This window comes from Myxacorys chilensis (genome assembly GCF_059505265.1).
In genome coordinates, this window is record NZ_JCACKG010000275.1 from 22,998 (window position 1) to 34,900 (window position 11,903).

The following is an 11,903-nucleotide window of genomic DNA, read 5'->3' on the forward strand; positions in this document are numbered from 1 at the left end:
CAGCGTTTTCATATGTGAAGAAACTGTAAAGTTTCATTGCTTACTGATAGCACCCTGATCCCCTTGGTAAAAACTTCATGTTAGTCTGTTGCAGTTCTGTAACCAGGAGTGAACACGGAGCGAGTACGAGTTTATCGATCAGCCATTCAAGCGTTCATCGCGGCGCAATTCGCTAAAGCCCTCGGACTCTAGTTTGAAGTGACTCTCAAAAGGGATATGAATAAAAAACTGATAAGCGGTCTGACTGCCACCTTGCTGCTGAGTGCAGCATTGAGTGCAACCTCTAGTAGTAGTGCGGAAGCCACTCCAGCAGGAAGCCAAGACTCTCAAGCTGAATCTTCAGCCCCTCACCCGCTTCCCCTCGAGCCTCGAATAGGCAACTCGGCGAAGATGGGTCAAACCCCGACTCAACCCCAAATTGCTTCATCTCAGAGCAACGATGTGGTGAAAGTTGGTGAACAGCAAACTCCCGCTTCTCAAGCCGAGGATTCCATCGCTAAGATTCAATCTCACGATCTCTCAGGGCGCAAAGCCGCCACCGTCTACGTCAAAGATATTCCCGTCGTTACGTTCGTCGGTCCACAGCGAACAACCTCTAGTGACATCAAAACGGGAGAGGTGCAAACCGACGATGTTAAACCCGCAAAGCTCAAGTCTGGTTCTGGAAATACCCTGGTAGGAACCCCTTCTGAGCCGCGTCAGAATTTTGGAAATTCAGGTGATCCAATTGCTAGAGCTACCGCAATTGCCGCCAAACTCAATCAGCTCCACCGTCAAGGGGTCAAGGCGGATTCAATCTCCGTCAAGTGGAAGCCAAACCAGAGTCAACCCCGCGATGCATCCGCAAGCGGTCGCTACGTGATCGAAGCCGATAAAATTGCGCTGATTGCGGTTGAGTCGGAAACAATTTTGCCCGATACAACAAAGAACCCTGAACAGGATGCGCTTCAAGTAACAAACCGCCTCCGTCGATTGCTCGGAAATGCGCCTCCGCTGAAAGCGGTGAAGGGCAAACCAGAGCGCCGCAATGAGCAGCAGATTTCCTTCGGACCAATCAAACTGACGATCAATGGCATGGCGTCTTGGTATGGCCCTGGGTTTGATGGCAATCGCAGCGCCAGTGGAGAAGTGTTTAACCAGAATGCACTGACAGCGGCTCACAGGACGCTACCGTTCGGCACGAAAGTTCAAGTGACAAATCTGGATAATGGTCGATCGGTTGTCGTGCGAATCAATGATCGCGGTCCGTTCTCAGGCGATCGTGTCCTTGATCTCTCGGCTGGTGCGGCTCGCATTCTCGGCCTGATTCAGTCTGGAGTGGCTCCGGTTAAGCTCGAAGTTTTTGACAATCGCCGCCAAACCGCGACGGTAGAAAACTAACTGATGCCTTGTAGGGATGCACTCAACATTCCTACAGCATCATGCTCAACCCTGTCAGACGCTTCTGGTGTTCTGATAAGTTCTTGCCCTGAATTAAAACGCCGAATCCACCTAACCCCATTGGGCTAATGAGTTGATGGAGCGCATCTCTGCGGCTTAATCGCTCACGGAGGTCTTGGGGACTGGTGGTTTCGGTTTGAGTGAGTTCGGTTAAGCGATCACCGAGTCCCAGCGACATTAGAAACAATCCTTGCTGTGTAAATCCCAGCGTGTCTAGTCCAGAGCGTTCGCCCTGACGCTGCAACGCTGTGAAATTCACATGAGCAGTAATGTCTTGTTCGCCAATATGAATGTAGGGATCGCTGTGGTAACTGTGTTGGTGGTAGCATTGCAGCGTTCCTTGCGATCGCGCTGCATTGTAGTATCGCTCTGCCGGATACCCATAATCAATCGTCAACACATAGCCACGCTTCAATCGATCGGCGACCGTTTGCATCCATTCGATCGCGGCTAAATTGACTTCTGTACGATAGTCCGTGGGATACCGAGCAATATCCACTCCGACAAAATCGAAATAGTCGACTAATGCAGGAGTTGAGCAATTCGCAACGACTTCTACAAACTGATTAGTTTCGGTTGTGACAAAAATTTCTTTTAACTGTTGATCTTGCACCGTCACTAAATGAACCGGAAATGCATCAATCAGTTCGTTGGAAAAGAAACAGCCTGTGATGGACTGAGGTGGAATATCGTCGAGGGCACACCATTCGACTGATAATCCTGATTTGATCCAAGGCTGCAAGCGCGATCGCTGTTCCGCAATATGAGCTTCTGCTTTTTCAACAATTAAGTATTGCAGAGAGTTATAACACTCTACATAGTGATGCTTTAGATAATGGAGAATATCACTCGCGAGTAGCCCTTGTCCTGCACCCATCTCCACCAGGGTAAAAGGTGTTGGTTTTTCTAATACTTGCCACATTTGAGCAAGCTGTTTAGCTACTAATTCACCAAAATCCGCAGCTAAATGGGGCGATGTGAAAAAATCACCTTTCGCCCCAATCTTTTGCTGCCACTTTGTGTAATAGCCATATTGCGGTTGGTACAGCGCCCAGCCCATGAACTCAGCAAACGTAATCTGCTGTTCGCCTGTTTCCGAAATTTGCTGAGTTAGAAATGAGATTAAGTCTGCGCAGCTTCTACTAGGTGAACAATTTGCGCCAGTTTCCTGCTCTTGCTCCATAACCTACACACTAAACCTTTACTCTATTGCACTTTCAAAAACTCTATAGTAGAATTTTTGTACTACACAAGATTGCTGAATGAAGAGTGAAAAGCATAGTAGCAATCAACTGCAAGCAATCAACAATGCCAATTGCTACCCCGATCAGCTACAAGCAATCTGGAAAAGGTAAAGACTTAGAACCCTTTAATATCCAGAGCAACCCCAGATTTAGTGTTTAAGGTCAGTGCGCCAAAGTTAAGGGAGTCACTCACAATAGCGTTGAGCAGACAACCACAATGCACAGTCTATGCTTTGATCAATTCTTTTTCTGGGGAGTCTTCGCTTGAAGGTTGAGCAGGAGCAGTCTTCGCCATAAACGCAACTACGAATTCTGCATTGGGGCGAGTCTGCCTTAACACCTTCAAGTAGCCATCTGCATCATTGCGACGACGAAAACGGGTTACAACTTGGCGCTCAGCATTGGGTAGAAGTTGATAGATAATCCAGGGAGTTAACTGATCTTGGTATGTCATGGTTTCGGTGGAGGAATGAAGAATAGTAACAGTAGATGTAGGTGAAGCTTTAGCCGAGCAAAAGGGAAATCTTTGCGTTAAACGCTATATGTAGGTTCAAGACCGAACCCACAACTATATATAGCGCTTAATTCAGTAGGTGTCAACTCTTTCTACAGACTCTACAGATAGACTAAAGGCTGGGATCACCAATCTTCGTCAGCAATTGAAATCGCGATCGCAATTGCTGTCAAAAAAGGTTTGCGTTAACAAACACAGCGGCAATACTAAAAATCAAGCAGCTTTAGATTTACTCAGTATCTAGAAATAAAGACAACTCATTGAGAATCAATAATGTAATGAGAACAACAGATTTGCCTAGCCTAGCCGCAAAAGCAACAGCCGGAAAACTATAGACACAAATGTTGTTGCCTTAGAAGCAGCACTACATCATGATCTTTCATTGCAATTTTTCTATCTCAAGGGAGAAAAGAGAAACGTAAATCTAAGCAATGCAAAGGATGCCGTTAACCAAAGTTATCGAATGATGACTAGATTTCATCCTAGCGCAAAAACCTACATAAAATGCCAAAATTGGCATCGTGTATTAGTTGCGTCATAAATCGCAATACGAAAGGACAGGTTGTGACCTGTCCTTTATATTCATCCAAAGCTCAACTTAAAGCGCCGGTCAACCCGTGACTTCATAGAGAACCAAGAACTGCACAATTGCGTTTTATTGCAAATTCAATTGCATTGTAGCCTTTGCAAAACGCATCAACACCTCTTACAGAGTTAAAGAGGATCGAACGCAATTTCATCGATCAACTGATCCCATAATGATATCAACGCTGCCCAAAATCGTGACAATATCAGCAACTTTCATTCCTTTCACAAGATAAGGCAGGATTTGCACGTTGTTAAAGTCTGCTGGACGCACTTTAAAGCGCCACGGGAAAACATGGTCGTCTCCCATGATGAACACACCTAACTCGCCCTTTCCACTTTCCATTCGGACGTAATGTTCGCCTTTAGGAATTTTGAACGTTGGCGAAACTTTTTTACCAATAAATTGATAGTCAACACCATTCCACTCAGACTTAGGGCCTTCCATCATACGCTTTGCTTCCAGGTTCTCAAACGGACCTCCTGGCAATGCTTTTAGCGCTTGGCGAATAATTTTCACCGACTCTCGCATTTCTCGAATTCGCACGATATAGCGGGCAAAACAGTCGCCTGCGGTTTCCCACTGCACATCCCAGTCAAAGTCGTCGTAACACTCGTAGTGGTCAACTTTCCGCAAATCCCACTTTACGCCCGATGCCCTCAGCATTGGGCCAGACAATCCCCAATTAATTGCATCGTCTCGGCTGATCGCACCAACGCCTTCAACGCGGCGACGAAAAATCGGATTATTGGTAATGAGCTTTTCATACTCATCTACTTTGGGCATAAAGTAGTCGCAAAAGTCGGCGCACTTATCGACCCAGCCGTAGGGAAGATCTGCCGCAACACCGCCAATTCGGAAGTAGTTGTGATTGATGATGCGATAACCCGCTGCCGCTTCCCACAAGTCGTAGATCATTTCCCGTTCGCGGAAAATATAGAAGAAGGGAGTTTGTGCCCCGACGTCTGCCAAGAACGGACCAAGCCAAAGTAGATGGTTAGCGATCCGGTTGAGTTCCAGCATGATGACGCGAATGTAGCTGGCGCGTTTGGGCACTGGAATTCCGGCTAGTTTTTCTGGAGCGTTAACCGTGATCGCTTCGTTAAACATGCCTGCTGCGTAGTCCCACCGACTCACATAAGGCACAAACATAATGTTGGTGCGATTCTCGGCAATTTTTTCCATACCGCGATGCAAGTAGCCGATCACGGGTTCGCAGTCGATCACGTTCTCCCCATCTAGGGTGACAATCAACCGCATGACACCATGCATTGATGGATGGTGCGGACCCATGTTGAGAACCATGGGTTCAGTCTTGGTCTCGATCATTGCCATAGGTGTTCTGCCTCTCCCTTGATAACCCTCTCAAAAGCCCCTGTTTTTCTACGGCAGCAGATGGTTAGAATGCTTTTATCCCGTCAAACGTGTGGAACTTTTATTTAGCGTCTGTTACATCTCCTTCATTATAGAGATACCTGGGTGCAAGCGCGGCTCCGAAATGCTTTAGCTAAAATCTAGATTTGTAATTCATCAAGCCAATTTCCACAGATGGCCTTTATAAAAATGGCTGATGTTTGAGCAATATACCGGGATCAGTTGAATTCATAAGAGAGAAGTCGATATGGTACAAACCCCTATTAAGCCGATCACACTAGAAGAGTTTCTAAAATTGCCAGAAACCAAACCTGCCAGTGAGTATGTTAATGGCCAAGTTATTCAAAAGCCCACGCCACAAGGAAAACACAGTAAATTACAAGAAGAACTTGTAGGTGGAATTAATACAGTTGTCAAATCCCAACGAATTGCTTATGCCTTTCCTGAGCTACGCTGTACGTTCGGTGGGCGATCGACAGTTCCAGATGTAGCGGTATTCACGTGGGCGAGAATTCCACTCGACGAAAACGGTGACATTGCGAATGTGTTTACCTCGGCTCCTGATTGGACAATTGAGATCCTTTCACCCGATCAGAGCCAGACCAGAGTAACCTCTAATATTGTTCACTGTCTGCGACATGGCACTCAGCTAGGATGGTTGATTGATCCCGGTGAAAAATTGCTGCTTGTGTATGCCCCCGATCAACTCGTGGACGTTTTTGAGACTGAGACGGATATTCTGCCTGTTCCAGAGTTTGCGAAAGAATTGCAACTCACGCTTGGAGATTTGTTTGGATGGTTGAAAGTGTAGTGTTCTCTCACGTGCCGGTATTGAGTCGGGAAGTGATAGATGGGTTAGCGATTCACGCAGGCGGACATTATTTAGATGCAACAGTCGGCGGTGGCGGACATGCTGAACTGATTCTGTCGGCGGCAGAGGTTCAGGTCACGGCATTAGATCAAGATGAAAACGCGATCGCAGCCGCTCAATCGAAGCTGCAACGCTTTGGCGATCGCGTTCAGTTTCACCAGAGCAATTTTGCTACATTTGCTCCGGGCGAGCTAAAATTTGATGGAATCTTGGCAGATTTGGGCGTCAGTTCTGCTCAGTTTGACATTGCAGAACGAGGATTTAGTTTTCGTCACGAAGCCCCGCTAGATATGCGGATGGATCAACGGCAGGAGTTGACCGCCGCCGAAGTGGTGAATCACTCGGACGAATCGGAACTCGCGAATATTTTTTACGTGTACGGAGAAGAACGGTTGTCCCGACGCATCGCTAAACAAATTGTCGAACGGCGTCCCTTTACAACCACAACCGCTTTAGCCGACGAGATCGCGCATTCAGTTCCAAAACAATATCGCTACGGTAGAATTCATCCGGCAACGCGCAGCTTCCAAGCGTTGAGAATTTTTGTGAATCGAGAATTAGAGGTGCTAGAAACCTTTATTGAAACAGCTCCGCAGTGGTTAGCTCCGGGGGGAAGGCTGGCGATCATTAGCTTTCACAGCTTAGAAGATCGCATCGTCAAACATCGATTAAAGGAATCGCCATTCCTAAAAGTGTTGACGAAAAAACCGATTGTGCCTCAAGAAGATGAACGGCGGGAGAACCCGCGATCGCGCTCTGCTAAACTCAGAATTGCAGAGCGGTTGTCCTCATAAGAGAACACGATTTGAAACGAGCGCGATATCTCTAGGAATCTCAACACTAAACGTTGAGCCCTGTCCTACCTGGCTCTCGACGGAGATTGATCCGTTCATCAAATGAACTAGCCATCGAGTGATTGCCAGCCCTAGCCCCGTACCAGGATATCGACGGGTAATGCTTTGATCAATCTGGCGAAACTCTTCAAAGATATGTTGAATATCAGACTCTGCAATGCCAACACCAGTATCTTGAACAGAAATTACAATCCGCTCAGGTGTAACTTCTCGAATCATAACGTCAACACAACCAGCATCGGTAAATTTAATTGCGTTAGACAATAAATTGACCAACACTTGGCGGACGCGATAACGGTCATTGGTCACCCAAGAATTGTTGAGGCACGATTCGCTTCGCAGGGTTAACTTCCTTTGCTCAGCCAGCGATCGCATCTCTTCGGTCGTTGAAAGCAGCAGATCGGACAAGTTAAATTTCGCAGGCGATAATTCTAACCGTCCTGCTTCGATTTTGGACAGATCAAGAATATCGTTGATCAAAGCTAGTAAGTTGGTGCTGTTGTTAAGAATGCGACCCACCATGGCCGCAGGTTTTGGTTCTAGTTTATTTTGCCTCAGCAGTAGCTGCGAGAATCCCATAATTGCATTCATCGGGGTGCGCAACTCGTGAGACATGGTCGCTAGAAATTGGGTCTTTAGCTGAGCCGCTTCCGTTAATTTAAGATTTTGCAGTTCGATTTGCTGACGTTGATTTTCGAGTTCCTGATTCTGCTGGATCAGCATAGCATTTTGATGCGCTAATCGTTCTTCTCGTTCTTCAAGCGCATTAATTAATTGAGCATTGTTGAGCGCGATCGCGGCTTGCTCGCTAAATGCCATTAACAACTCCAAGTCCCCCGTCTTAAACGAAGCTTGTTCTGACCAACTGCCAATTGCAAGAACGCCCAATCCAGCAGTATTAGAAGATGCCACCTTTCGGAGCTTTGCTGGACGAATCGCAACGGCACAAAAAAAGGAAAGCTCGGAAGATTGCTGTTCCGACCGTTCCATTAAATAAGGCTCTCCGGTAAGAAAAACCTGTTCTAGTGTTTCGCGAAATGGAAATGTAGCGTGTTCTAGCCCAATCGTGGCACTAATCTCAAGCTGATCGCTGTAAGGATTATGTAACAGAATTAGACCAAAGTCAGCACCCGGAAGCGCCGCGCAAGCAGAATCGATCGTAGCTTGCAGCAAACCTGGCAAATCGGTTAACCGTTGATTGAGCAAATCGATCAAATCTTGTAACGCTCTTAACTGCTGCTGCTGTTCGCCTAAATCTAGGACAGCTTGACGTAAGTTCTGTTCTGCTCGCTGCGTTACCTGATGCAAAAGTGCATTATCAGCTACTAAAGCAGAGCGTTGTGCTAAATCTTCTGCAATTTCTTCATTCGTGTTGGGAATAGCATTGTCATGACGGATGTCTTTAGCAAGAGTAGTTTCAATGGGCAACACATCAAAAAAGGTTTGCAACTCGACGAGCCGACGCTCTAAGTCGCGATTGAGTTGAAGAATTTTTTGCTCGTCTATTTTGCGTTGAGTGATGTCATGAATGATGCCAGTCATGCGAAAAAGGTTGCCGTGTTGATCGCGCTGAGCTTTCCCTCGCGCAGTGCAGTAGCGGTAGTTTCCAGAAGCGTGCAACACACGAAACTCAACCTCAAACGGCGTGTCTTGCAGCAGATGGGTTTGAATCGCGTGCTGTACTCGCCTTTGATCGTCTGGGTGAATCAGTTGAAGAAAGGTATCGTAGGCTGTACCGACTTGCGCTCCTTTGGAGCCTGGTAGAGACAGTCGAGTCACTCCTAAAATTTCGAGCAAGCGATCGTTGCAAAACACTTCGTTTTTGCAGATATGCCAATCCCAAATGCCGTCAGTTGAGCCTTCTATAACTAAGCGATATCGCTCTTCGCTCTCCAATAATTTTGCGCTGACTTCACGGGTGAGTAATTCAGCTTGATGCAACCGCATCACTTGCCCCAACCGCAGCGACAACTCGTTGGGTTGAATCTGACCTTTGAACCAACAATCGTTTGCGCCCTCTCTCATGAGTTCGACCGCTAATGATTCGTTGCCTTGACTCAGCAGAACGATTAGTGCAATGGGAAGGCCACGATCGCGAATCTGTTTGACTAGCTCTAATGCATTGCCATCAGGGAGATGATAGTCCACAATTGCACAGTCGAACTGTCTCCCAGCGCTCCCTTGGAGCCTGGTGAAGCCAGCCGCGGCGCTCTCTTTAGAGTTATCCAAAGTCCTGATTGCCTCTGCCTTCGTCTCAACCTCTACGACTTCTCGAAGGCTTGCTCCTGATTGATGCAGCAAATGATGAATCGCTATTCGAGCGACAGCGTCATCATCGATAATCAAGATTTTGAGAGTGGCGTCCATGACTCATACTAAAGAACAAAGGTTATCTAGAATAAATAGGCTTTGAGAAGAAGGACATGCTCTCAACTTTCAAACGGTGCTGTAGCAGGCACAAGCAGACCTAGTGGAAATAATTAACGTGTTTGATGCACTATGCACTAAACAGGTAACTTTATTTTTTCTAGCGTTTGCCCAACTGTATTTTTATTATTACTTCTACTGAGAGAAGAGGTATCGTCCGTGAGAAAGGTTGGCTCTATAGATGGAGGATGAGTTTTGTAGCTCATTATCAGAGAGGCCTCTCTATGGTTATTCTCTTCTCAAGTAAGTTCAATAGAGGACATGCTGCATTAGAACCTGGTTTTATCCGCTAGGGTCCACTCTAGTTTTGAGGTGAGTTTAATGAGTTGCTACGCGATGTATGCATATACTTCGCTCACTCGTCCGAACTTGGGTACAATGACACTCGCTCTGAAGTCGTACTTGACTTTCAGGGTAAGTGTGAAGTTATATAACAGAGCTTAGCCTTTTTCGGCTAAATTTCTATCCTAGGAGGTATGTCATAAATTGCATAACATTGCTAATGGTCAACGACTGCATCTAGAATGAAAGCGAAAATTGACAGTAGTTGTTCTGTGCAAAGCGCCATTCTATCGAAGCTGCTCGAACTGCGGGTCACATTATTAACTGCACAATTACATAAGCCTGCTGTTAAACGTTCTGCTATGTTCTAATCGCTGTGGGAGTAACGCCGATGAATACTGACATTCGTATCACGCTCGTTGAAGATCACGATTTAACAAGGGTCGGGATGAAAACGGCTCTGCAACAGCGAGTTGGGTTTCAGGTGGTGGGAGAAGCCGCTAATGGAACCGATGGGCTAAAAATGTTGATGACGATGAAGCCAGACGTGGCGATCGTAGATATTGGGTTACCCGACATTGATGGAATTGAACTGACGCGCCGCTTTCGTCAAGCTCAGGCGCTGATGGAAGATGACACGCATCATACACGGGTTCTAATTTTGACGTTGCAAGATAGTGAGGATGTCGTCTTAGCGGCATTTGCGGCAGGAGCCGATTCTTACTGCATGAAGGATGTGAGTCTCGATCAGCTAATTGAGGCGTTGCGCATCACTAATGAGGGTAACTCTTGGATTGACCCTGCGATCGCACGAGTGGTATTGCGCCAAAATCACTCCTCCCAGGTGGCGCAGGGGACGGCAGATGAGAATAATCTAGTCGCGATCGCGGCGGCAGAACCGGAATATAACCAAATTATTGAAGCGTATCCGCTGACGGAGCGGGAGCTAGAAGTATTGCAACTGATTGTAGATGGATGCAGCAATGCGGTGATTGCCGAAAAGCTGTTCATCACCGTAGGAACGGTGAAGACCCATGTTCGGAATATTTTGAATAAGCTGTGCGCTGACGATCGCACTCAGGCAGCCGTGCGAGCGTTGCGATCGGGCTTGGTGGGCTGACAAGTTTTGATGTTTAGCGTTGGGTAACGGGTTGAGCGGGTTTTCACACAACCCAGGTTTTTAATCTGCAAAGGCAGGATGATTTGATTGTCAAGCTCTAGACTAGAGGACAAGAGCAGCGTTTGCAGATCGCGGAGGTCAGATGGTCACGCTACAACTAAGACAGATCGACATTCCGCCAGGACAGCGCATTCTTTTTCGAGATGTAAGTTGGCAAGAGTTTGAGGCGATTCTCGATGAGATGGGAGAGAACCGCGCATCTCGTGTTGCTTACAGTCAAGGGATTCTAGAAATCATGTCGCCATTGCGCGAACACGAAACGACGAAAGTATTCATCAGCGATTTTGTCAAAATGCTGCTGGATGAGATGGGCACTGAATGGATTTCTCTAGGCTCGACCACCTTTAGGAAAGAGGTGATGGCAGCCGGAATTGAGCCAGATGACTGTTTCTACATTCAAAATTATGTTCAGATGGTTGGGAAAAAACGTTTGGATCTCTCGGTTGATCCACCTCCTGATCTTGCTCTGGAAGTTGACCTCACCTCTAAAACTCAGATGGTTGCCTACGAAGCGCTAAAGGTTCCCGAAGTTTGGTGCTTTGACAATGGTGTGCTTAAGATTTACGTCTTGCAGAATGACCACTATGAGCTTGTCCAAACGAGTCCCACGTTTCCAGATTTATCGCTGGTGCAAATGATCCCACAGTTCATTCGGCGGGGTCAGTCCGAACCGATGAGCGCGGTGAGACGATCGTTTCGGCAATGGCTGAAAGAGCAGACGAGGTGAGCAAGCTCGTTGCGTTAGATGCGACAATGGTTTCGTTCCTCTCACGCAAAGAGCTTTAACCGATGTGGCGTGTAATTGTGAATTGCTCTGCTGATAGCTGGGCCACTCAGGCTAAAGCATTCAATGAGATTCTGGCAAAATACCCGGCTAAGCCGCTCTCTAGCAAGAAGATGCAAGGGGATGGGCGGCGGATTATGGAATTTCAGCTTGACGATGTAAGTGATGCAGAGTCGCTTCAAGATGAGTGTTTGACGCTTGAAGGTTTTACGGCACAGTTTGAATCGTTGTAGATCAATACTCACGCTCAAACATTGGCTGTTAAAGGTGTAAGGTTCAAGCGTGAATGTCTGAGGTTCAACGACGAATGTCTGAGGTGCGTCGTTGCAGGTCTGAGGTGGGCTGAG

At 46.9% G+C, this 11,903-nt stretch carries 10 protein-coding genes; 6 read left to right on the forward strand and 4 right to left on the reverse strand.

Annotation, left to right across the window (positions count from 1 at the left end):
- Positions 1-216: 216 nt before the first annotated feature.
- Positions 217-1,380, forward strand: coding sequence for a septal ring lytic transglycosylase RlpA family protein (locus tag AC5JLB_RS27930; protein WP_495877105.1), 1,164 nt, complete (start codon positions 217-219; stop codon positions 1,378-1,380).
- Between the two features lie 31 nt (positions 1,381-1,411).
- Here AC5JLB_RS27930 and AC5JLB_RS27935 read toward each other — a convergent pair whose 3' ends face one another.
- From AC5JLB_RS27935 to AC5JLB_RS27945, 3 genes are all read right to left on the reverse strand, one after another.
- Positions 1,412-2,623 (reverse strand): class I SAM-dependent methyltransferase, encoded by a 1,212-nt coding sequence (locus AC5JLB_RS27935; protein WP_495877106.1) that lies wholly within the window; start codon positions 2,621-2,623, stop codon positions 1,412-1,414.
- A 287-nt stretch (positions 2,624-2,910) separates the two neighbouring features.
- Positions 2,911-3,138 (reverse strand): hypothetical protein, encoded by a 228-nt coding sequence (locus AC5JLB_RS27940; RefSeq protein WP_495877107.1) that lies wholly within the window; start codon positions 3,136-3,138, stop codon positions 2,911-2,913.
- Between the two features lie 796 nt (positions 3,139-3,934).
- Positions 3,935-5,119 (reverse strand): NAD(P)H-quinone oxidoreductase subunit H, encoded by a 1,185-nt coding sequence (locus tag AC5JLB_RS27945; protein ID WP_495877108.1) that lies wholly within the window; start codon positions 5,117-5,119, stop codon positions 3,935-3,937.
- A 286-nt stretch (positions 5,120-5,405) separates the two neighbouring features.
- Between AC5JLB_RS27945 and AC5JLB_RS27950 the strand changes: the two genes are divergently transcribed.
- Together AC5JLB_RS27950 and rsmH are read left to right on the forward strand one after the other, a co-directional pair.
- Positions 5,406-5,969, forward strand: coding sequence for a Uma2 family endonuclease (locus AC5JLB_RS27950; RefSeq protein WP_495877109.1), 564 nt, complete (start codon positions 5,406-5,408; stop codon positions 5,967-5,969).
- The gene (rsmH, locus tag AC5JLB_RS27955) at positions 5,954-6,823 is read left to right on the forward strand and encodes a 16S rRNA (cytosine(1402)-N(4))-methyltransferase RsmH (protein WP_495877110.1); all 870 of its coding nucleotides are present in this window, start codon (positions 5,954-5,956) and stop codon (positions 6,821-6,823) included. The genes AC5JLB_RS27950 and rsmH overlap by 16 nt, the downstream gene beginning before the upstream one ends.
- On the opposite strand, the gene AC5JLB_RS27960 is transcribed toward rsmH, so the two are convergent.
- Positions 6,818-9,250 carry an ATP-binding protein gene (locus tag AC5JLB_RS27960; protein ID WP_495877111.1) on the reverse strand — a complete coding sequence of 811 codons (2,433 nt, stop codon included), beginning with the start codon at positions 9,248-9,250 and terminating at the stop codon, positions 6,818-6,820. The genes rsmH and AC5JLB_RS27960 overlap by 6 nt on opposite strands.
- 733 nt (positions 9,251-9,983) lie before the next feature.
- Here AC5JLB_RS27960 and AC5JLB_RS27965 point away from each other — a divergent pair.
- The 3 genes from AC5JLB_RS27965 to AC5JLB_RS27975 all read left to right on the forward strand — a co-directional run bounded on the left by AC5JLB_RS27965 (position 9,984) and on the right by AC5JLB_RS27975 (position 11,789).
- A complete protein-coding gene (locus AC5JLB_RS27965) occupies positions 9,984-10,712 on the forward strand; it encodes a response regulator (protein ID WP_495877112.1) in 729 nt (242 codons plus the stop codon).
- Positions 10,713-10,854: 142 nt separating this feature from the next.
- On the forward strand, positions 10,855-11,499 hold the full coding sequence (locus tag AC5JLB_RS27970) for a Uma2 family endonuclease (protein WP_495877113.1): 645 nt from the start codon (positions 10,855-10,857) through the stop codon (positions 11,497-11,499).
- Positions 11,500-11,561: 62 nt separating this feature from the next.
- Positions 11,562-11,789 carry a hypothetical protein gene (locus AC5JLB_RS27975; protein WP_495877114.1) on the forward strand — a complete coding sequence of 76 codons (228 nt, stop codon included), beginning with the start codon at positions 11,562-11,564 and terminating at the stop codon, positions 11,787-11,789.
- Positions 11,790-11,903: the final 114 nt, after the last annotated feature.